The organism is Mesorhizobium sp. 131-3-5, assembly GCF_016756575.1.
Classification (GTDB): domain Bacteria; phylum Pseudomonadota; class Alphaproteobacteria; order Rhizobiales; family Rhizobiaceae; genus Mesorhizobium; species Mesorhizobium jarvisii.
This window is the reverse complement of sequence record NZ_AP023254.1, coordinates 3,715,456-3,736,406: the sequence shown is the minus strand read 5'-3', so window position 1 is coordinate 3,736,406 and position 20,951 is coordinate 3,715,456. Positions and strand designations below refer to the sequence as shown.

The 20,951-nt window shown below is 64.0% G+C and carries 22 protein-coding genes and 1 riboswitch; of the genes, 9 read left to right on the top strand and 13 right to left on the bottom strand.

The features are described 5' to 3' along the window. Nucleotides 1–20: 20 nt before the first annotated feature. From JG747_RS18255 to JG747_RS18240, 4 genes are read left to right on the top strand one after another with little or no spacing between them, the layout of a single operon-like run. Complete coding sequence (locus tag JG747_RS18255; RefSeq protein ID WP_202359755.1) at nucleotides 21–2,474, top strand: GcvT family protein; 2,454 nt, start codon at nucleotides 21–23, stop codon at nucleotides 2,472–2,474. Next, a complete protein-coding gene (locus JG747_RS18250) occupies nucleotides 2,471–3,376 on the top strand; it encodes a homocysteine S-methyltransferase family protein (protein ID WP_038647422.1) in 906 nt (301 codons plus the stop codon). The genes JG747_RS18255 and JG747_RS18250 overlap by 4 nt, the downstream gene beginning before the upstream one ends. Then, nucleotides 3,369–4,550, top strand: coding sequence for a pyridoxal phosphate-dependent aminotransferase (locus tag JG747_RS18245; RefSeq protein ID WP_202359754.1), 1,182 nt, complete (start codon nucleotides 3,369–3,371; stop codon nucleotides 4,548–4,550). Before JG747_RS18250 ends, JG747_RS18245 begins: the two co-directional genes overlap by 8 nt. Beyond that, entirely contained in the window at nucleotides 4,547–7,009 is a 2,463-nt protein-coding gene (locus JG747_RS18240; protein ID WP_019858740.1) for a GcvT family protein, read from the top strand. Before JG747_RS18245 ends, JG747_RS18240 begins: the two co-directional genes overlap by 4 nt. A 159-nt stretch (nucleotides 7,010–7,168) precedes the next feature. Here the strand turns inward: JG747_RS18240 and JG747_RS18235 are convergent, their stop codons facing one another. From JG747_RS18235 to JG747_RS18205, 7 genes are read right to left on the bottom strand one after another with little or no spacing between them, the layout of a single operon-like run. Then, on the bottom strand, nucleotides 7,169–7,756 hold the full coding sequence (locus JG747_RS18235) for an NAD(P)H-dependent oxidoreductase (protein ID WP_019858741.1): 588 nt from the start codon (nucleotides 7,754–7,756) through the stop codon (nucleotides 7,169–7,171). Then, nucleotides 7,756–8,337 carry an NAD(P)H-dependent oxidoreductase gene (locus tag JG747_RS18230; protein WP_202359753.1) on the bottom strand — a complete coding sequence of 194 codons (582 nt, stop codon included), beginning with the start codon at nucleotides 8,335–8,337 and terminating at the stop codon, nucleotides 7,756–7,758. The genes JG747_RS18235 and JG747_RS18230 overlap by 1 nt, the downstream gene beginning before the upstream one ends. Before the next feature lie 48 nt (nucleotides 8,338–8,385). Continuing rightward, on the bottom strand, nucleotides 8,386–9,789 hold the full coding sequence (locus tag JG747_RS18225; protein ID WP_064983996.1) for an FAD-binding oxidoreductase: 1,404 nt from the start codon (nucleotides 9,787–9,789) through the stop codon (nucleotides 8,386–8,388). Further along, nucleotides 9,789–11,090 carry a cytosine deaminase gene (locus tag JG747_RS18220; RefSeq protein WP_064983995.1) on the bottom strand — a complete coding sequence of 434 codons (1,302 nt, stop codon included), beginning with the start codon at nucleotides 11,088–11,090 and terminating at the stop codon, nucleotides 9,789–9,791. Before JG747_RS18220 ends, JG747_RS18225 begins: the two co-directional genes overlap by 1 nt. Nucleotides 11,091–11,094: 4 nt before the next feature. Continuing rightward, nucleotides 11,095–11,943 (bottom strand): ABC transporter permease, encoded by an 849-nt coding sequence (locus JG747_RS18215; protein WP_038647435.1) that lies wholly within the window; start codon nucleotides 11,941–11,943, stop codon nucleotides 11,095–11,097. After that, nucleotides 11,930–12,754, bottom strand: a complete 825-nt coding sequence (locus tag JG747_RS18210) for an ABC transporter ATP-binding protein (protein ID WP_202359752.1) — start codon at nucleotides 12,752–12,754, stop codon at nucleotides 11,930–11,932. The genes JG747_RS18215 and JG747_RS18210 overlap by 14 nt, the downstream gene beginning before the upstream one ends. 12 nt (nucleotides 12,755–12,766) lie before the next feature. Further along, on the bottom strand, nucleotides 12,767–13,771 hold the full coding sequence (locus JG747_RS18205) for an ABC transporter substrate-binding protein (protein ID WP_202359751.1): 1,005 nt from the start codon (nucleotides 13,769–13,771) through the stop codon (nucleotides 12,767–12,769). A 265-nt stretch (nucleotides 13,772–14,036) separates the two neighbouring features. Here JG747_RS18205 and JG747_RS18200 point away from each other — a divergent pair, with 265 nt between their 5' ends. The 4 genes from JG747_RS18200 to JG747_RS18185 all read left to right on the top strand — a co-directional run bounded on the left by JG747_RS18200 (nucleotide 14,037) and on the right by JG747_RS18185 (nucleotide 16,010). Next, entirely contained in the window at nucleotides 14,037–14,420 is a 384-nt protein-coding gene (locus JG747_RS18200) for a RidA family protein (protein ID WP_019858748.1), read from the top strand. A gap of 54 nt (nucleotides 14,421–14,474) precedes the next feature. Then, nucleotides 14,475–15,278 (top strand): creatininase family protein, encoded by an 804-nt coding sequence (locus JG747_RS18195; protein ID WP_202359750.1) that lies wholly within the window; start codon nucleotides 14,475–14,477, stop codon nucleotides 15,276–15,278. Between the two features lie 181 nt (nucleotides 15,279–15,459). Beyond that, nucleotides 15,460–15,714, top strand: coding sequence for a type II toxin-antitoxin system ParD family antitoxin (locus tag JG747_RS18190; protein ID WP_027046965.1), 255 nt, complete (start codon nucleotides 15,460–15,462; stop codon nucleotides 15,712–15,714). Further along, nucleotides 15,714–16,010, top strand: a complete 297-nt coding sequence (locus JG747_RS18185; protein WP_202359749.1) for a type II toxin-antitoxin system RelE/ParE family toxin — start codon at nucleotides 15,714–15,716, stop codon at nucleotides 16,008–16,010. The genes JG747_RS18190 and JG747_RS18185 overlap by 1 nt, the downstream gene beginning before the upstream one ends. Before the next feature lie 24 nt (nucleotides 16,011–16,034). Here JG747_RS18185 and JG747_RS18180 read toward each other — a convergent pair whose 3' ends face one another. Together JG747_RS18180 and cobD are read right to left on the bottom strand one after the other, a co-directional pair. Then, the gene (locus JG747_RS18180) at nucleotides 16,035–16,544 is read right to left on the bottom strand and encodes a tyrosine phosphatase family protein (protein WP_202359748.1); all 510 of its coding nucleotides are present in this window, start codon (nucleotides 16,542–16,544) and stop codon (nucleotides 16,035–16,037) included. Further along, nucleotides 16,541–17,587, bottom strand: coding sequence for a threonine-phosphate decarboxylase CobD (gene cobD / locus JG747_RS18175; protein WP_202359747.1), 1,047 nt, complete (start codon nucleotides 17,585–17,587; stop codon nucleotides 16,541–16,543). The genes JG747_RS18180 and cobD overlap by 4 nt, the downstream gene beginning before the upstream one ends. Between cobD and cbiB the strand changes: the two genes are divergently transcribed. Continuing rightward, nucleotides 17,586–18,560: an adenosylcobinamide-phosphate synthase CbiB gene (gene cbiB / locus JG747_RS18170; protein WP_202359746.1), complete on the top strand. Its 975-nt coding sequence runs from the start codon at nucleotides 17,586–17,588 to the stop codon at nucleotides 18,558–18,560. The two genes, cobD and cbiB, sit on opposite strands and share 2 nt — an antisense overlap. On the opposite strand, the gene cobO is transcribed toward cbiB, so the two are convergent. The 4 genes from cobO to JG747_RS18150 are packed head-to-tail and all read right to left on the bottom strand — an operon-like array spanning nucleotide 18,557 to nucleotide 20,697. Continuing rightward, nucleotides 18,557–19,186 carry a cob(I)yrinic acid a,c-diamide adenosyltransferase gene (gene cobO / locus JG747_RS18165; protein ID WP_019858756.1) on the bottom strand — a complete coding sequence of 210 codons (630 nt, stop codon included), beginning with the start codon at nucleotides 19,184–19,186 and terminating at the stop codon, nucleotides 18,557–18,559. The genes cbiB and cobO overlap by 4 nt on opposite strands. A gap of 1 nt (nucleotide 19,187) precedes the next feature. Then, nucleotides 19,188–19,703, bottom strand: coding sequence for a bifunctional adenosylcobinamide kinase/adenosylcobinamide-phosphate guanylyltransferase (gene cobU, locus JG747_RS18160; protein ID WP_202359745.1), 516 nt, complete (start codon nucleotides 19,701–19,703; stop codon nucleotides 19,188–19,190). Then, nucleotides 19,696–20,502 carry a CbtA family protein gene (locus JG747_RS18155; RefSeq protein WP_202359744.1) on the bottom strand — a complete coding sequence of 269 codons (807 nt, stop codon included), beginning with the start codon at nucleotides 20,500–20,502 and terminating at the stop codon, nucleotides 19,696–19,698. Before JG747_RS18155 ends, cobU begins: the two co-directional genes overlap by 8 nt. A gap of 15 nt (nucleotides 20,503–20,517) precedes the next feature. Continuing rightward, the gene (locus JG747_RS18150) at nucleotides 20,518–20,697 is read right to left on the bottom strand and encodes a CbtB domain-containing protein (protein WP_027046966.1); all 180 of its coding nucleotides are present in this window, start codon (nucleotides 20,695–20,697) and stop codon (nucleotides 20,518–20,520) included. Nucleotides 20,698–20,730: 33 nt separating this feature from the next. Continuing rightward, nucleotides 20,731–20,928: riboswitch (cobalamin riboswitch) on the bottom strand. Nucleotides 20,929–20,951: the final 23 nt, after the last annotated feature.

The following is a 20,951-nucleotide window of genomic DNA, read 5'->3' as shown; positions in this document are numbered from 1 at the left end:
ATAAGATTTGGGAGAAGAACATGGCGGGTTTGCCGAGCACGGCGCGCGTGGTGATCATCGGAGGTGGCGTCGTCGGCACCTCCTCGCTGTATCATCTCGCCAAGGCAGGCTGGACCGATTGCGTGCTCCTGGAGAAGAACGAGCTGACATCGGGCTCGACCTGGCATGCCGCCGGCAATGTGCCGACCTTCTCCTCGTCCTGGTCGCTGATGAACATGCAGCGCTATTCCACCGAGCTTTACCGCGGCCTCGCCGACGCGGTCGACTATCCCATGAATTACCACGTCACCGGCTCGCTGCGCCTTGCCCATACAAAAGAGCGCATGCAGGAATTCCAGCGCGCCAAGGGCATGGGCCGCTATCAGGGCATGGACATCGACGTGGTCGGCGTCGACGAGATCAAGCGCCGTTATCCCTTCATCGAGACGCATGATTTGAAGGGCGCGCTCTATGACCCGAGCGACGGCGACATCGACCCGGCGCAATTGACCCAGGCGCTGGCCAAGGGCGCGCGTGACCTGGGTGCGAAAATCATCCGCTTCTGCCCCGTCACCGGCGTGCGCTGCGAGAAGGACGAATGGGTGGTCACCACGCCGCAAGGCGAGATCCGCTGCGAAATCGTCGTCAATGCCGCCGGTTACCGTGCCGCCGAGGTCGGCCGGATGTTCGGCCGCGAGGTGCCGATGATGGTGATGAGCCACCAATACATCCTCTTCGAGGAAATCCCCGAACTCGCCGCATGGTCGAAGGAACAAGGCAAGAAACTGCCGCTGCTGCGCGATGTCGATACGTCCTATTACCTTCGTCAGGAAAAGGCCGGCATGAATCTCGGCCCCTATGAGCGCAACTGCCGCGCGCATTGGGCCACCCCTGGCGATCCGATGCCGGACGATTTTTCCTTCCAGCTCTTCCCCGACGATCTCGACCGGCTGGAACATTATTTGGCAGACGCCGTCGCCCGCGTGCCGATCCTGGGCACGGCCGGCCTTTCCAAGGTCATCAACGGCCCCATCCCCTATGCGCCGGACGGCAACCCGCTGATCGGCCCGATGCCCGGCGTGCCCAACGCCTTCGAGGCCTGCGTCTTCACCTTCGGCATTGCGCAAGGCGGCGGCGCCGGCAAAGTGCTGGCTGAATGGGTCACGCAGGGCCAGACGGAAAGGGACATGTGGTCCTGCGATCCGCGCCGCTTTACGTCCTTTGCCTCGGCGCCAGACTATTGCGTCGCCAAGGGCATGGAAATCTACGGCAATGAATACGCCATCCAGTTCCCGCGCCATGCCTGGCCGGAAGGTCGCGACCGTAAACTGTCACCGATCCACGACCGCACAAAGGCGCTCGGCGGCCGCTTCGACGCCTATAATGGCTGGGAACGCGCCACCTGGTATGCGCAACCCGGCGACGACATCTCGGAGGAAGCAACACTGACCTTCCGCCGCGACGGACCCTGGCAGCATCGCGTGCGCGAAGAATGCCTGGCCGTGCGTGACGCCGCCGGCATACTCGACCTGCCGGGTTTCTCGCGCTTCAACCTCGAAGGCCCCGGCGCCGCCGAATGGCTAAGCCTGCAGGTCACCGGACTGGTGCCGAAGCCCGGCCGCATCGGCCTGGTCTATTTCGCCGACGACAAGGGCCGCATCGTCACCGAAATGTCGGTCGTGCGCCACGGCGAGGACCAGATGACGCTGATCACCGCGGCGGTCGCGCAATGGCATGATTTCGAATGGCTGAAGTCTCGCATGCCCGGGGATGCGGCCTTCACGCTAACCGACCGCACCGAGGACTATTCCACCCAGATCCTGGCCGGCCCCAACTCACGGAAAATCCTCGCCGATGTCTGCGACGCCGACCTCGCCCTACCGTGGCTGACGCATCAGGAAACCAGGATAGCCGGCCGCTGGGCCAAGCTGGTGCGCGTCTCCTTCGCCGGCGAACTCGGCTGGGAAATCCACACCAAGGTCGGGGACACCGCCGCCATCTTCGACGCCATCTGGGCGGCCGGGCAAAAGCATGGACTGAAGCCGTTCGGCATGTACGCGCTGGATTCGCTCAGGCTGGAGAAGGGCTACCGCGCCTGGAAGGGCGATCTGTCGACCGACTATTCCATCCTGCAGGGCGGGCTCGAGCGCTTCGTCAAATGGGAGAAGCCCGATTTCCGCGGCAAGGCAGCGCTTCAGAACGAAAAGCAGCAAGGCGTGAAGAAGCGCTTCGTCACGCTGGTCGTCGAAAACCCCGGCGATTGCGACGCGCCCTACATGTCGACGCTGTGGCATGGCGGCCAAATCGTTGGCGAGACCACGTCAGGCGGCTGGGGCCATCGCATCGACAAATCGATCGCGCTCGGCATGCTGCGCGTGGATTTGACCGAGCCAGGCACCTCCGTCGAGGTCGAAATCTTCGGCGACCGTTTCCAGGCGGTCGTGCAGAAGGACGAGCCGCTCTGGGATCCCAGGAACGAGAGGCTGCGCGCATGAAGAATGTCATCCTCACCGATGGTGGCATGGGCCAGGAACTGGTCCGGCGCAGCAAATCCGAGCCGACGCCGTTGTGGTCGGCCAGGGTCCTGATCGACGAACCCGATCTGGTGCGCGACCTGCATGCCGAATTCATCCGCGCCGGCGCCCGCGTGATCACCATCAATACCTATTCGGCGACACCTGAGCGCCTGGCGCGCGAGGGTGCCGAGGACCTGTTCAAGCCGTTGCAGAAGCGCGGCATCGAATTGGCCCGGCAAGCGTGTGACGCAGCCGGCGACGCAGCGATCGCCGGCTGCCTGTCGCCGCTTTTCGGCAGCTACGCCCCTGCGCTGACCATCTCTTACCAGGAGACGCTCGACATCTACCGCCGCATCGTTGCCGAGCAGGCGGATGGCATCGATCTCTTCCTCTGCGAAACCATGGCCTCTGCCGATGAGGCGCGCGCGGCCGTCACCGCGGCATCGGAAAGCGGCAAGCCGGTCTGGGTGTCGTGGACGCTCGCCGATCACGGCGCGCCGCGGCTGCGCAGCGGTGAAACAATAGCCGCCGCGGCAAGCGCGCTCGATGGCCTGCCGATAGCGGCGCGACTGCTCAACTGCTGCCGGCCGGAAGCGATCGCCGCCGCCTTGCCTGAACTGATCGACCTCGGCGGCCCGGTCGGCGCCTATGCCAATGGCTTCACCTCCACGGAAGCGCTCAAGCACGGCGGTACCGTCGATGTGCTGCACGCCCGCCACGACCTCGGCCCGGACGCCTATGCCGAGCAAGCGATCGGCTGGGTGGAGGCAGGTGCTGACATCGTCGGCGGCTGCTGCGAAGTCGGACCGCCGCACATTGCCGCGCTGCGCGATCGGCTGCAGCAGGACGGTTACGAAATTTCGGGGGTTTTGCATGCCTAGACCATCGTCTCGCATCTCCGGCATCGTGCCTTCGGGCAAGGATGGCTGGGAGGTTCATTTCGCCGCCTGGACCCGCAAGGAAGCCGGCGAGGACATCATCATGCTGTCGGTCGGCGATCACGACTTCGACACGCCCTCGCAAACGATCGAGGCCTGCGTAACCGCGGTTCGCGGCAGCAATCACCATTACACGCCGCTTCCCGGCCTGCCGCGCCTGCGCCAGGCAATGGCGGCCGCCTCCAGCGCCTGCACCGGCGTCGAGACGACGCCCGATCAAGTCATCGCCACGCCGGGTGGCCAGGCGGCCCTTTATGCGGCCGTGCAGGCCGTTCTCGACCAGGGCGATCATGCCATCGTCGTGGCGCCGTACTATGCCACCTATCCCAACACATTCAGCGCCGCCGGCGCGAGTTTCACCGTCGTCGAGACGCCGGCCGAGGACGGTTTTCAGCCCCGCGCGGACATGATCCGCGCGGCACTCAAGCCCAACACGCGCGCCATCCTGATCAACACGCCGAACAACCCGACAGGTGCGGTCTATTCGCGCGAGCGGCTGGAACAGCTGGCCGAAATCTGCCGCGAGCATGATCTCTGGCTGCTGTCGGACGAGGTCTACTGGACGCTGGGCGGCGGCGAGCATGCCTCGCCACGCTCGCTACCCGGCATGGCCGAGCGCACGCTGGTCATCAATTCCATATCCAAGAGCCATGGCATGACCGGCTGGCGCATGGGCTGGCTGACCGGTCCGCAGGATATGATTACGCTGCTCATCAACCTCAATCTGGTGACGACATACGGCCTGCCGGCCTTCATCTCGATCGCCTGCGCCGAGGCACTCGAGAACCGTTACGGCGTCAAGGAGATCGCCGAGCGCTACGCGGCGCGCCGCACCGTCCTGCTGGATGCCGTGCGCGGCATGAACAATGTCAGCGTGCGCGGTTCCGAAGGCGGCATGTATGTCATGCTCGACATATCCGATGTCGAACCGGATGACGAAAAATTCGCCTGGGCCCTCCTCGACCAGGAGAAGGTCGGCGTGATGCCCGGCTCCAGCTTCGGCGAAGCCGCCGCCGGCCACATCCGCATCAGCCTCTGCCAGCCCGAGCCCGTACTGCAGGAGGCGGCCGCTCGGCTGCGCCGTTTTGCTTCCAGCTATCGCCGCGAGGCCGCATGACCAAGAGCATCCCCACCAAGGCCATTCCTACCAAAGCGAGGGCGGTGATCATCGGCGGTGGCGTTTCCGGCTGTTCGGTCGCCTATCACCTGGCCAAGCTCGGCTGGACCGACATCGTGCTTCTGGAGCGCAAGCAGCTGACCTCGGGCACGACCTGGCATGCCGCCGGCCTGATCGGCCAGTTGCGCGGCTCGCAGAACATGACGCGGCTGGCGAAATATTCGGCCGACCTCTACGTCAAGCTGGAAGCCGAGACCGAGGTCGGCACCGGCATGCGCCAGGTCGGCTCGATCACGGTCGCGCTGACCGAGGAGCGCAAGCACGAGATCTACCGGCAGGCATCGCTGGCGCGTGCCTTCGATGTCGACGTGCGCGAGATTTCGCCGAATGAAGTCAAAGAGATGTATCCACATCTCAACGTCTCCGACGTCGTCGGCGCCGTGCATCTGCCGCTCGACGGCCAGTGCGACCCCGCCAACATCGCCATGGCTCTAGCCAAGGGCGCGCGCCAGCGGGGTGCTGCCATCGTCGAGAATGTGAAGGTCACCAAAGTCCATACCAGGAACGGCCGCGTCACCGGCGTGTCCTGGGCGCAGGGCAACGAAAAGGGCATGATCGAGGCCGACATTGTCGTCAACTGCGCCGGCATGTGGGCCCGCGAACTCGGCGCCCAGAACGGCGTCACCATTCCGCTGCACGCCTGCGAGCATTTCTACCTCGTCACCGAGCCTATCCCCGGCCTCTCCCGCTTGCCGGTGCTGCGCGTTCCCGACGAATGCGCCTACTACAAGGAAGACGCCGGCAAAATGATGCTCGGCGCCTTCGAGCCGGTGGCCAAGCCATGGGGCATGGACGGCATCCGCGAGGATTTCTGCTTCGACCAATTGCCGGAGGATATGGACCATTTCGAACCGATCCTCGAAATGGGCGTCAACCGCATGCCGATGCTGGCCACCGCCGGCATCCACACCTTCTTCAACGGCCCCGAGAGTTTTACCCCGGACGACCGCTACTATCTCGGTGAGGCGCCGGAACTGTCCGGCTACTGGATGGCGACCGGCTACAATTCGATCGGCATCGTCTCCTCCGGCGGCGCCGGCATGGCACTGGCGCAGTGGATCAACGATGGCGAAGCGCCGTTCGACCTCTGGGAAGTCGACATCCGCCGTGCCCAGCCATTCCAGAAGAACCGCCGCTACCTCAAGCAGCGCGTCTCCGAAACGCTCGGCCTGCTCTATGCAGACCATTTCCCCTATCGGCAGATGGCGACGTCGCGCGGTGTGCGCCGCTCACCCCTGCATGAGCACCTGAAGGCGCGCGGCGCCGTGTTCGGCGAGGTCGCCGGCTGGGAGCGCGCCAACTGGTTCGCCCGCGACGGCCAGGAGCGCGAATACCGCTATTCCTGGAAGCGGCAGAACTGGTTCGACAACCAGCGCGAGGAACATCTGGCGGTCCGCAACAAGGTCGGCCTGTTCGACATGACTTCGTTCGGCAAGATCCGCGTCGAGGGCCGCGATGCCTGTGCCTTCCTGCAAAGGCTGTGCGCCAACGACATGGACGTGGCACCGGGCAAGATCGTCTATACCCAGATGCTCAACCAGCGCGGCGGCATCGAGAGCGATCTCACCGTCTCGCGCCTGTCGGACACCGCCTACTTCCTCGTCGTCCCAGGCGCCACGCTGCAGCGCGATCTGGCCTGGCTGCGCCGGCATGTCGGCGAGGAGTTCGTCGTCATCACCGATGTCACGGCGGCGGAAAGCGTGCTCTGCCTGATGGGTCCGGATGCGCGAAAGCTGATCCAGAAAGTCAGCCCCAACGACTTCTCCAACGAGAACAACCCGTTCGGCACGTTCCAGGAGATCGAGATCGGCATGGGCCTCGCCCGCGCCCACCGCGTCACCTATGTCGGCGAACTCGGCTGGGAGCTCTATGTCTCGACCGATCAGGCTGCCCATGTCTTCGAAGCGATCGACGAGGCCGGCACCGATGTCGGTCTGAAACTCTGCGGCCTGCACACTCTGGATTCCTGCCGCATCGAAAAGGCTTTTCGGCATTTCGGCCACGACATCACTGACGAGGACAATGTGTTGGAAGCCGGCCTCGGCTTCGCTGTGAAGACCGCCAAGGGCGACTTCATCGGCCGCGATGCCGTGATGAAGAAGAAGGAAGCCGGATTGAACCGCCGGCTGATCCAATTCTGGCTGAAAGACCCACAACCCCTGCTCTTCCACAATGAAGCCATCCTGCGCGACGGCAAGATCGTCGGCCCGATCACCTCGGGCAATTACGGCCATCACCTCGGCGGCGCCATTGGGCTCGGCTATGTGCCGTGCCAGGGCGAGAGCGAGGCCGATGTGCTGGCCTCATCCTACGAGATCGAGATCGCCGGCGAGCGTTTTGCGGCGGAAGCCTCGCTGAAGCCGATGTATGACCCGAAGGCGGAACGGACGAAGATGTAGCGCCCTCTTCCTTCTCCCCGTTTCACGGGGAGAAGGTGGCCCGATAGGGTCGGATGAGGGCCGCGCCAGCGCCCCAGAATAAGGCAAACGTCCGCGCCGCCCCTCATCTGCCTGCCGGCATCTTCTCCCCGTTAAACGGGAAGAAGGACGCCTAATTCCTCAAAACCTTTCCAGCTTCATCCGCACCTTCGCCAGAAACGCTGCCCGCGTCTTTGGCGTCGAGGCGTCCATCAGATAATGCGCCAGGAAGAACGTCCTGCAGCGTCTCGCGCACAGCGCCCGCATGCCGCGCAACAAGGTCTTGCGTCCGGGCTGGCCGACGACGACGCTCCACCAGGTCGGCGCGCCGCAGGTGGTGATGACGCCGACCTTGGTGACATGCGTCATCAGCGATTTGATCCGCCCTTTGCCCACCGGCAGTTTGAAGGCGACGTCCGTCGCCCACACCCGGTCGAGCCAGCCCTTCAGCATTGCCGGCAGCCCGTACCACCACGTCGGATAGACGAACAGGATTGCTTCGGCCCAACCGAGCAGTTCGAAATGCGGTTTCAGCGCGGGATCCTGCGGCGCCTGATTGTTGTAAGAGCGCCGCTCGTCGCAGCCCATCACCGGGTCGAATTTCTCGGCATAGAGGTCGAGCAGCCGCACCTCCCAACCCTTGGCCTTGAGCACATCCAGAGCGGTGTCGCGGATCGCGGCGCAAAAGCTTTCCGGCACCGGATGGCAATAGACCACGAGGACCCGCATCAGAATGCATCCATGCTCGCCGCAACCTTCGTCATGAAGGATTTTCGCGTTTGGTCAGTCGACAGGTTCATCGCGTAGTGCGCGAGGTAGGTCACCGGCGCGCCGGGCTTTACGGTGGCGCGCAGCATGCGCTTGATCAGCCTGCGTGGCGGATCGCCCATCACAATGGCACGGAACCGGCTACCGCCATAGGTGGTGACGGCCGCGACCTTACGGATGTTGTGCAGCGACGGCTGCACGTTGCCGTCGACCAGCCTGAACGACACGCCGGGCAGGAAGACGCGGTCGAAAAAACCCTTGAGGATCGCCGGAAAGCCGTAGTTCCAGACCGGATAGGAAAGCACCAGCGCCTCGGCACGCAGCAGTCGCTCGACATAAGGCGCCGCCGGGTCCGCGGCGCCCCGCTGGTTGTGATAATCCAGCCTCTCCTGGCGCATCAGCCGCGGGTCGAAATCCTCGGCGTAGAGGTCGCAATCATCGACATCATGGCCCGCCGCCGTCAGCCGCTCGACGATCAACCGGTGCAGGCCGGCATTGAAGCTGGTCTCGACCGGGTGAGCGTAGAGGACAAGGATGTTCACGGGAGGACATCCCGCAGGTCAGCGCCAAGCCACGCGTTCGTCATTGCATCACCCCGCCCTCTGCAGCCCCTTGAACAAGAAAGTGCGGCCCGAGCGATAATCATAGTCCGGATTTTCCCAGGCGATCATCTTGCCGGGATTGAGCAGACCTTGCGGGTCGGTCTCGCGCTTGAAGGCGAGTTGCACGGCATCCGTCTGCTTCATGCCACCCTCCTCCAGCGTGTAGCGATGCGGGTTGAAGATCGGGCAGCCATTTTTCTCATGCAGGCGAACGATCTCGTCGAGCCGCGCCTCGGTGGTGAATTTTACCAGCGGCAGGCCGAAACAGGTGATATTGCCGTCCAGCCGCACGAACTCGAGATGCGAAAACACTTCGCCGGGAAACATCGCGTCCATTTTCTCGACCAGCGCCAGCTGATTGGGAAACGGATAGAGCGACTGCAGATAGGTGATGTCGGGATCGACGCGCAGTCCCCTCAGCGTGGTGTGGTTCCAGGCCAGCTCATAGGCCGGCGGCAGACCCTTTTTCTCTTCGGGCGTCGCGGTCGCGGCGTTGAAGACCACCTCGCCGCCAGCGCGCCGGGTGAAGGCGAGGAACGCATCCAGCCCATGCTGCGCCACCATGACGACGCAAATGCTCTGGCCCTCCCTGAAAAACTTCTGGTGGCGCTTGAAATAAAGCTGCGGCACGGGCGCCGCGATCGGCGTGATCAGCTTGGTCAGGATGCCGTCCTGGCAGGCCAGCGCATTGCCGTAGCGCGCCGCGTCCATGAAGGCATCGAAGCCGACAATGACATCGATCCACTCATAGGCCGCCGTCAGCGGCATCTCGACTTCCGTGATGATGCCGTTGGTGCCGTAAGCGTGGGTCACCTTGTGCAGATCCTCGCCGGTGAGTTCGAGCGCCTTCGGCTCGGCCTCCATCGTCACCACGCGCAGGCGCAGCACATTGCCGAAATCGCGCAACCCGCCGAAATTGATCGAGCCGACGCCGCCAGAGCCGCCGGCGATGAAGCCGCCGATCGAGGCGGTGTTGTAGGTCGAGGGCGAGAGCCTGAGCTCCTGCCCGGAATGCGCGCGTGTAGCCTTGTCGATATCGGCCAGAATAGCACCAGGCCCCGTCACCACGCGCCCCGGCGCGATCGACTTGATCTCGTTCATCTCGGCAAGATTGAGCACCACGCCGCCCGACAATGGCATCGCCTGGCCGTAATTGCCGGTGCCGCTGCCGCGCGGCGTCACCGGCACGCCATGCCGGTGACAGGCGGCGAGCACGCGGATCAGCTCGGCCTCGGTCTTCGGCGTCACGATCAGGTCGCCGGTGACATGGTCGAGCTGCTGTTTCAGCACCGGGCTGTACCAGTAGAAATCGCGGCTCTTCTGCTGGACGATGGCCGGATTGTCGTCGAGTTTCAGCCCGTCGAGATCGCGTTTGAGCGCCGAAACGTCCATCATTCCACCATCAGTTCATCGAGTTCGGCATAGTCGGGCAATTGCCGCTCGATCGCGCGGCCGCCGCGCACGACGATGCGATCCGATTCGGGCCGCGACAGCAATTCCGTCCAGCTTCGACCTTTGAACAGGATGAAATCGGCATCGCCGCCGGCCGCAAGCGTGCCAAAACCATCGAGCCGCATCACCTTGGCCGGCGTGGCAGTGACCGCTTGCGGCCAGTCGGCGACCGGATGATCGAAATGCAGGATGCGCGTGGCCATGCGGTAGACCTCCAGCATGTCGAGATCGCCATAGGCGTAGAAGGGATCACGCGTGTTGTCGGAAGCGACGGCGACAGGAATGCCCCTCGCCTTCATCTCGTGCAGCAGCGTCACGCCACGCCAACGCGGCGTGGTCTGGTCCCCGCGCCGATCCTGCAGATAGAGATTGCACATCGGCAGCGACACCACCGCCAGTCCGGCCTTTGCCACCTTGTCCAGCGTGTCCAGCACCTCGAGGTCGGGCTGCCGCGCCAGCGAGCAGCAATGGCCGACGAGGATCTTGCCTTCGAAACCATTCCATAGTGCTGCCTCGGCGATCTTCTTCAGCGAGATCGCCGCAATGTCGTCGGTCTCATCGGCATGGAAATCGAGATCGAGTCCATGCTTGATCGCTTGCGCGAAGACATGATCGAGCAGTTCTTCCAGGTCCGGCACCATATAGGTGACGACGCCGAGCACGCCCTTGGCGGCGGCCACCCGTTTCGCCAGCCTGTCGAACCACTTCTTGTCGCGCACGCCCTCGATGCCGAGCAGGCACGCGCCCTGCAATTCGATGCGGCCGCGCCAGGCCTCGCGCATCGTCTCGAACACCGGCCAGGAGATTTCCTCCTGCGGCGCGACGCTGTCGAGATGGGTTCGCAGCGCTTTGGTGCCATGCGCATAGGCCGAGCGCAGCGAGAAATCCATGCGCTTGGCCAAATCCTCGGCACTCCAACGCGCGACGCGGTCGGCGCCCGCGGCATTGAGCGCACCCATGAAAGTGCCATCGGGATTGGGCTTTCGCGGCCAGATATGGCCCTTGTCGATATGGGTGTGGCAGTCGACGAAGCACGGCAGCACGATACGACCGGCAAGATCGATAGCCTCCGTCGGTGCCTTCGATTTGCCATGCGCCGCAATGCTGGAGATCTTGCCGTCGGCAATAGCAATGTCGACCAGCGTGAAACCGTCATTGTCGTAAGTCGCGGCAAGACCCGACGTCAGTGACCGGTGAACCCGGGCATTGGCAAGCCGGTATGAAGCTGAGTCCGGAATCAAGGCACTACCGCTCCTGCTTCAGCGCGCTTTCGTGCCAGCGCCTGAGAATAAGATGCGAAATCAGTGACAGCACGAGGAAGATGAGAATGCCGGTCAGCGAGATCAGGAACAGCGCCGCGAACAGTCTTGGCGCGTTCAGCCGGTAGCCGGCCTCGATGATGCGCGAGGCGAGCCCTGACGACTGGCCGGTGGCCCCGGCGACGAACTCGGCCACCACGGCGCCGATCAGCGACAGGCCGCCGGCGATCTTCAACCCGCCGAGGAAATACGGCATCGCCGCCGGCAGCCTGAGATAGCGCAGCTGCTGCCAGCGCGTCGCGCCATTGAGCTTGAACAGGTCGCGCAGATTGCGATCGACAGAATTCAGGCCGAGCGTGGTGTTGGACAGGATAGGAAAGAAGGCGACGATCCAGGCGCAGAGCAGAAGCTTGGTCGTCTGGTTGTTCACATAGATGTTGATCAGCGGAAAGATCGCCACGATCGGCGTCACTTGCAGCACGATGGCGAACGGGAAGAACGACATCTCCACCCATTTCGATTGCGCGAACAGCACCGACAGGCCGACGCCGCCGATGACCGCCAAGGCCAGGCTGAGAAAGGTGATGCGCAAGGTGACCAGCAGCGAGGAGAACAGCAGGCCGGCATCGTTGTAGAGCGTCTGCAGCACCACGCCGGGGCGCGGCAGGATATATTGCGGGATCTCGTTCCACACGCAGATGCGGTCCCACAGCCAGATCGCCAGGATCATTATCGCCAGCGGCAGCAGCCAGCGGCCGACCCGCTCGAGCCGCTCCTGGCGCACACGGCGCGCTTCCTCGGGGTCGAGTTTCAACGTGCCGTCAATGACCGTCATGATGCGGGCCCGCTGTTGAATTGATGGCATTGACCAGCACGTCGGAGGCCTGACGGCAAAGGGCTGCATAGTCCGGCGAGGTGCGAAACGCCTCGTCGCGCGGATAGGCCGCCTCGATGGCGAGTTCGTCGAACACCCGGCCCGGCCGCGCCGCCATGACGACGACCCGGTTGGACAAAAACACGCTTTCGAAAACGCTGTGGGTGACGAAGACGACGGTGAATCGTTCGTCCTGCCACAGCTCCAGAAGGTCGTTGTTGAGCTTGAAACGGGTGATCTCGTCGAGTGCCGCGAACGGTTCGTCCATCAGCAGCACGCGCGGCTTGGTCACCATGGCGCGCGCGATCGAGACGCGCATCTTCATGCCGCCCGACAGTTCGCGCGGCACGGCGTCTTCGAAGCCGGTCAGGTGAACCCGCGCCAGCATTTGCGTGATCGCCGGGGCGGCCTTGCCGCGGGAAACGCCTTTCAGCCTGAGCGGCAGCCAGACATTGTCGAAGACGCTGGCCCAGGGCAGCAGCGTCGGCTCCTGGAAAACGAAGCCGATATTGGCGCGGTCGAGCGAGCCGCCGCCGCGCCAGTCAAGCACGCCGGAGGTCGGCGTCGACAGGCCGGCGATCAGCCGTAGCGCCGTCGACTTGCCGCAACCGGACGGCCCGAGCAGGCTGAGGAAATCGCCTTCCCGGATCGTCAGGTCGACATTGCTCAGCGCCGTCACGCCGTTGGAAAACACCTTGCCGACGCCGCGCAGCGCCAGCAAGGTCGGAGCGACGTCCGATGCCGGCGCTCGCGCCACCTTTTCCCCTATCATGCTCAGGCTGGCCTATTTCTTCAGGTCGAGCCCGACGCCCTTGTTGACGAAGGCCAGCGTGTAGGCCTTCGTAATGTCGATGCCTTCCGGCGTAACCTTGGCTTTGACCATCTTGTCATAGAAACTCTTGATGCGCGCGTCGGTCATGGCGCCGATGCCGAGTTTCTCGGTATCACCGGAATCGGCAAGGCCGAACTTCTTCATCTGCTCGATCGAGAAAGCGATCTGCTCGTCGCTCATGTCAGGATTGTCTTTCTTGATCATGTCGTTGGCGGCCTTGTTGTCGCCGTAGAGGTACTTGTACCAGCCCTTGGCCGAGCCATCGACGAAGCACTGGACCACCTCCGGCTTCTTGTCGATCGTGTTCTGCATCACCTCGATCGTCGTCGAATACGTGTCCCAGCCATAGTCGGCGAGCAGGAACTGGTTCGGAACGAAGCCGCCTTCCTTCTTGACCGCGAACGGCTCCGAGGTGACGTAGCCCTGCTGGATCGACTTCTTGTTGGCGAGGAAGGGAGCGGTGTTGTAGGTGTAGGGCGCGCGCTTGGCGGCGTCGAAGCCGAGTGCGGTGACCATCCACTGGAAGAAGGTCTGCACGCCTTCGTCACCCAGTATGTACTGGTCGGCGTTCTTCAGGTCCTCCCATTTGTCCAGCCCCTCGCCGGGATGGGACATGATGACCTGTGGGTCCTTCTGGAAATCGGCCGCCACCACGCGCATCGGAATGCCTTGCTGGACGGCGTCGAAAGCCGACAGCAAGTTGCCGCCCATGTAGAAATCGATCTTGCCGGCAAGCAGCATCGGCCGGCCGCTGACCTGCGGTCCGCCCTGCATGATGGTGACATCGAGGCCGCAGGCGGCATAGGTGCCGTCCGCCACAGCCTGATAGTAACCGCCATGTTCCGGCTCGGCCAACCAGTTGGTGCCGAAGGTGACTTTTTCATTCGCCGCGGCCCCCAGCGTGCCGGCCGCCAGCAGGGCCGCCGCCGCTACCGAGATCTTCCGTTTTGCATACATCGACAACCACCCTCTGTTTGCTCCGGCGCCACGCGCCAGGCTCGACACCAAAGATTCAAGAAGCAAGACACATGCCACCGGCGGCTCGCGCCGGAACCCGCCCGCCTGCACCACAGCCATCTGCGAAAGCCGGAAAGGTCGTGCTGCACCGAAGGCATCGTGCCTATTTTTTGAACGCCTGTCCACAATCGCACCAGCGACATCCCAAGCCATCTTGAAGCTGTAGTGAATACGGCCTTAGGCTGACGGCATCCAGGAGATTGCCATGTTCAGATTCCTCACCCCGAAGTCGATCAAGCCACCCTTTGCCCGCTACAGCCACGGCGTCGAAGTGCCGGCGGGCAAGCGGCTGGTGCTGTGCTCGGGCCAGGTGGCGATCACGGCGGACGACCAGATTCCCGAGGACGCCGGCGCCCAGGCCGAACTCTGCTTCCGCAACATCGAGGCAATCCTCGGCGAGGCCGGGCTGGGGCTCGGGGACATCGTGCGCATCAACGCCTATGTCACTGACCGCGCCCATTTGCGCCCCTATATGGATGTCCGTGACCGGCTGTTTTCGAGCCCGGCGCCGGCCTCGACGCTGATGATCGTTTCCGGCTTTGCCCGCCCGCAATTCAAGGTCGAGGTCGAGGTCATCGCGGCCGGGTGATCGACAGCAGGCCTGTGCCGCGCTAGGTCTCACCGTTCATCGAAGAGGCATGACATGACCGCTGCAAAAAGACGCGTCTGGTGGGGAGACTACCGGACAACCGAATACGCCTCGATCGATCCGGAGGCGACGATCGCCGTTCTGCCGGTGGCCGCGATCGAGCAGCATGGACCGCATCTGCCTGTCTCGACCGACACCTCGATCATGAACGGCATGCTCGACACGGTGATCGCCCGCCTGCCCGACGATCTCGACATCCGCATCCTGCCGGTCCAGGCGGTGGGCAAGTCGAACGAGCACCTGCATGCGGCGGGCACGCTCACTCTGCCGGCAACGACGTTGGTCGAGGCCTGGACCGAGCTTGGCATGTCGATCGCGCGCGCCGGGGTGCGCAAACTCATCGTCGTCAATTCGCATGGCGGCAATGAAGAGATCATGGGCATCATCACGCGCGAATTGCGGGTGCGCGAAAAGATGCTGGCGGTGAAGACGAGCTGGCAGCGCTTTGGCCGCCCGGCCGGCATGTACACCGAACTCGAGGACCGCCACGGCATCCATGGCGGCGATGTCGAGACCTCGCTGATGCTGCATTTCCGGCCGGACCTCGTCGACATGGCCAAGGCCGACAATTTCGTTTCCAATGTCGCCAGGGCCGAGAAGGAATTTTCGCTGCTGCGCCACACCGGCACCCACGCCTTCGCCTGGATCGCCACCGATCTCAACCCGAACGGCGTGGTCGGCGACGCCAGCATTGCGACGGCGGAAAAGGGCCGGCTGACGGCAGAGCATCAGGCCGACGGTTTCATCAGCCTGCTGCGGGATGTGCGCAAGGCGAAGCTCGCCGACTGGCTGAAATAGGCGCCTAAGTCACAATCGCGCCTTCGCAAAACACTCCCGCATCAGTAGTGTCTCAGTTTGAATTTCAGCGACGCTTTCGAGACTCGGCAGTCCGCCTTGAACTGAGACACTAACCCCGCATCTGAGATTTTTGACAAACTTTGCCAAAATGGATCATACTGCGCGGGATATGGAGGCCGACATGGCAACAATGAACGTATCATTGCCTGATCCGATGAAGGATTGGGTTGAGGCGCAAACCGAAACGGGTCGCTACGCCAACGCGAGCGACTATGTGCGCGATTTGATCCGTCGGGATCAGGAGCGCAACGATAACATTGCCGCCATGCAACGCTTTGTCGATGACGGATTGAAGAGTGGCATCGGCAATCGATCCAGGGACGCGCTCTTTACTGAGGCAGTCAAGCGCGCTGGAAAGTCACCCGGCAACGGGTAATGGGATTTCGCCTTTCTTTAGCCGCAGAAGAGGACATCATCGGTATTGCCGAGCAACGGGTGCGCCTGTTCGGTGGTGTGCAGGCTAGACAGTATCATGACGAGTTGTTCGCGATCTTTGATCTGATCGCTGCCAGTCCCCGAATGGCACGGGAGCGGCTTGAATTGTCGCCACCAATGCGTATCCATCCCTTCAAAGCCCATCTTGTCGTCTACCGGATAGAAGTCGACGGCGACGTGTTCATTGTGCGGGTACGCCACGGGCACGAAGATTGGGCGAATGAAGGCACTCGATAGTCCTACAGCGATGTATGGGCACCGCTAGCCCATGATCTTCAGCTCGAACGGCGTGCCTTCGAACGCGTCGGCGCCGCGCCCGATCGACTGGATCGCCTCGATCATCCGGCCATTGCGCTCCAGCAGCGCATCGGCCACGGCAATGAGCCGCGGATTGGGCGTCGCCGAGGGCGACAGCGCCCGCAACGTCTGGGCCAGTTCGGCTTCGTCGCGTTTCGGCGCCAGTGCGGCGGCGATGATGTAGGCCGAAGCGGTCGAGCGGCTGATGCCGGCATAACAATGCACGACCATCGGCTTCGCCCGATCCCAGCGGCGGGCGAAATCGAGCACGTCGCGGACATGCTCCTCGCCCGGCATGGTCATGCCGTCCTGCGCCACCGCGATGTCGTGCATGACCAGATGCAGATGGTTTTCCCGGGCGATCGAGGCCGGTCGCACCACCTCGGTTCCGGCGGCGAGCAGCGACAGCATGCGGTCGGCGCCGGTCCTTGCCACCGTTTCCTCGACCTTTGCCAGCGAGCAGACATGGATCATTGTTTCGAGCCCTTCGATTGATCCTCGCGCCGCGAGGCCCATTCGGCAAGAGCGGATTCGAGCCGCTGCCATTCCACCTCGCTCCCCGGCAAGCCGGCCCGCAACACAAACGGCCGGTCGTTGAAGTGGCGAAGCAGAATGCCCCTCTCGCCAAGCGCCGAAAACAGGCAGGCGGCGTCCGGAAGGCTGATATAGCGGAACAGCGTGGTACCGCCCGCTACAGGCACGCCGAAACGGCCGAAGAGTGCGTCGAGCCGCGCCGCACCCTCGGCTAGTGATGCCCGCATTGCGTCCTGCCAGCCAATATCGGCAAGCGCGCGAATGCCGTATTCCAGCGCTGGGCCAGCGACGGCCCATGGCCCGAATTGCATTTCCAGCCGTTCGACGGTCGCGCTATCGGAAAGCGCGAAGCCAAGCCGCAGGCCGGCTAGCCCAAAGAATTTGCCGAACGAGCGCAGCACGACGAGGCCGCCTTGATCTGCATCTCCGGCGAGGCTGTGTTGGCGCGGCCCGACATCCATGAACGCCTCGTCGACGACCAGCAGCCCGCCTCTGGCGCGCAGCCCGGCGGCCAGTGCCAGCAGGCGGTCGCGCGCGATGACGCGCCCATCCGGGTTGTTCGGATTGACGATGACGGCAAGGTCGGCCTGCGCCAGCGCCGCAAAATCGCTGACTTCGCTCACCTGATGCCCCGCGATCGCCGCTGCGCGCGCATGTTCGGCATAGGTCGGCCCCAGCACCAGAGCCTTGCGGGGCCTGACCAGCGATGCCACGCGCGGCAGCAGGATCTGCGTGCCGGGCGCCGCGACGACATTGGCCGGCGACGGCGCGCCATAAGTGCTGGCCGCGATCTCCATCAGTTCACGCGCCCGGCCAGCTTCCGGCAATCGCCACAGCGAGGTGGCGGGCAGGTCGAAAAGCGGGTAGGAGTGCGGGTTGATACCGGTCGAAAGGTCGACGAAAGGCAGAGGAGCGTTGGGGAAAAGCGCCCTCGCCCTGCCAAGACTCCCACCATGGTCCACCGCTCCATCAAGAAGCTTCATGTCTGTCCTGATCGCTTTCCTGTCACTGGCCGTCGAATTTGTCCTGGGTTACCCGGACTGGCTCTTCCGCGCCATCGGCCATCCGGTGACGTGGTTCGGCAGGCTGATATCCTTTCTCGACTTGAGGCTCAACCGCGCCACTGATCCCGACGCGTTGCGTCGCCAACGTGGCGTCCAGGCGCTGGTGATCATCGTGCTGGTACCGGCGGTGATCGGCCTCTGCGTCCAGCTTGTCCTGCTCTGGTTCGTACCCCTGGGGTCTTTCATCGCCGCGCTTCTGGCGACATCGCTGCTGTCGCAGAGGAGCCTCTACGAACATGTCGAGGCCGTGGCTGACTCGCTCGAATCGGGCGGCCTCGCAATGGGCCGTGTCGCCGTCTCGCGCATCGTCGGCCGCGATCCCGAAGCGCTCGACCGTGCCGCCGTCTGCCGCGCGGCGATCGAGAGCCTGGCCGAGAACTTTTCCGACGGCATCGTCGCCCCCGCCTTCTGGACAGGTGTTGGCGGGCTCGCCGGCGGCGCTGCCTACAAGGCCGCCAACACCGCCGATTCGATGATCGGCCACCGCACCCCCCGCCACGAGGCTTTCGGCTGGGCGGCGGCGCGCTTCGACGACTGGATCAACCTGCCGGCATCGCGGCTGACGGCGCTGCTGATCGTGCTGGCGGCTTTCCTGGTCAAGGACGCCGATCCCCGCAATGCCTGGCAGGCTGTGCGGCGCGATGCCAAAAAGCACCGCTCTCCCAATGCCGGCTGGCCGGAAGCGGCCATGGCCGGCGCGCTTGGCCTGGCGCTTGCAGGCCCGCGCAGCTATGGCGGCATCGTGGTCGACGACGTCTTCATGGGCGAAGGCGGCCTCCGCGACGTCGACAGCGGCGACATCAGGCGGGCGCTGAAACTCTACCGCGTCGCCGATTATTTGCTGATCGCGTTGTTCGCCGTGGTTTCGGTCATCGCCGTTCTTGCGTTCTAGAACTCGATCCCCTGCTGCGCCTTCACGCCTGCCGAGAAGTGGTGTTTGGTCACGCCCATCTCGGTGACCAGATCGGCCGCCTCGACCAGCGCCGGCTTGGCGTTGCGGCCGGTGACGACGACATGCAGGCCCTCGCGGCGCGCCTTCAGCGCCGCAACCACCTTGTCGAGATCGAGATAATCGTAGCGCAGGGCGATGTTGAGCTCGTCAAGCACGACAAGGCTGATCGAGGGATCGGCAATCAACTCCAGTGCCTTGGCCCAGGCGGCCTCGGCGGCGGCGATGTCGCGCTTCAGATCCTGCGTCTCCCAGGTAAAGCCCTCGCCCATCGCATGCCAGACGACGCGGTCGCCGAAAGCGGCAAACGCATCCTTCTCGCCGGTGTGCCACTTGCCCTTGATGAACTGGACGACGCCGACGCGCTTGCCATAGCCGAGCATCCGCAGCGCCAGGCCGAAGGCGGCCGTGGTCTTGCCCTTGCCCGGACCGGTGTTGACGATCAGCAGTCCCTTTTCGACCGTCTTGCTCGCCACCTCGGCATCCTGCACCGCCTTGCGCTTGGCCATCTTGGCGCGATGGCGCTCTTCGTCCCGGTCCTCGGTGGGCTTGTTGTCGATGTCGGTCATGTCACTTCACCTTGAGCGGTAGCCCCGCCACCATCAGCAGCACCGTATCGGCGATCGCCGCGACCTGCTGGTTGAGCCGGCCGGCGTCATCGCGAAAACGGCGCGCCAGGGCATTGTCCGGCACGATGCCTTGCCCGACTTCGTTGGAGACCACGAACCAGGGGCCGCGCGGCCGCGACAGCACATCCGCCAGCCGCCGGCACTCGGCGCCGACGTCGTGATCGGCCAGCATGTGATTGGTCAGCCACAGCGTCAGGCAGTCGATGAGCACCGGCTGGTTGTCCGGCAAGGCCTCGAGCGCGCCGGCAAGGTCGAGCGGCGCGTCGATGGTCGTCCAGCCTTCGCCGCGCCGCGAGCGGTGCAGCGCGATGCGCTCGCGCATTTCGTCGTCATAGCCTTGCGCGGTGGCAATATAGGTCCACGGTGACGGCAACGCCGTCGCCAGGATTTCGGCATGCGCGCTCTTGCCGGAGCGCGCACCGCCGATGATGAAGGTCAGCTTGTTGCGATCAGGCAAAGCTGTCGCGCAGGCTGGTCGCCGTGCCAGTGAAGCGTCCGCGCACCACGCCGACGACGGCGCCGAGGACCAGCCAGAACACCAGATTGGTCAGCGTCACCGCCACCACGAACTGGTGGTGCAGGCCCTCCGGGATCGGCGTCTCGAAGCTGTCGGGCTGCGGCGCGCCGACAATGTGCGGAGCAACGATCAGCGCCACGGCAAGGATGGCCAGCGGTAGCGACTTGCGGAATGCGATCAGGCCGAGCCCGATGGCGGTCGCGATCACGGTTGCCACCCACCAGATCTGGCGCTGCGTCAGGTCGGCGGCCGGCATGGCCGGCAGTTCCGGAGGCAGGCCGAGACCAGGCGCCAGTGTGAAGATGGCAAAGCCGGCCAGACCCCAGAACACCCCCTGGCGCCAATTGCCGATGCCGCCGGCGAATTCCGAAACCGCGACCAAGATCAGCGCGAAGCCGATGCCGGTGACGACATTGGACACCACGTTGAAGGCAAAGCGCTCGAAGCCGCCGGCCGGTGCCCAGCCTTCGTCTTCGGCCGGAGCGGCGGCTGCGGCCGGTGCCGGGGTCGCGGCGCTCATCGAATTTGCCGCCGGTGCGGCCGAACTCATCGCGTTGCCACTGGCGGCCCCAGTCGGCGCCGCGGCATGGTCATGGCTATAGCCGCCTTCGGCCTGTTCGTAGACTTCCGCCTTGAGGATCAGCGGTACGGTGGCATAGGCCTGCATGCAGGCAAGAACGACGCCGGCCACGAGCCCTGCGATCGCCGCGATGAACACGACGTTGCGAAACAGATTCATGATGTCAGATCCTCGTCAGTGGCAGGGAAACGCCATCGAATGCCGGTTGTCATGACCGGCATTGTGGACCGCTTCGATATGCGAGAAGCCGACAAAGCCGATGATGAAGGTGCCGAGCAGTGCGGCGAGCGCCAGCTGCATGAAGCGCGACTGCGAGGAGACGGAGGCGCCGAGGGAGACGGAAGCGGTATTCATATCTTGTCCTTTCACCCTCCACCCGAGGGCCTGTCAGTTTTGCCGTCGTCGGCAGGTCTCCTGGCTCACGGATCAGCGCCCTTCCCCACCTTCCCGAAGACGAACCTTCAGTGGCATATGGAGAGGACTACCGCACACAGTTGCGGGGGCAGCCACGGCATTGGGCAAGAATTTCGCCCGCACCGCATTCCCTCTTGGCTCCAAAACGGAACCGACGACTGCATGACTATAGGGAAAATCGCGACACGCGGCAA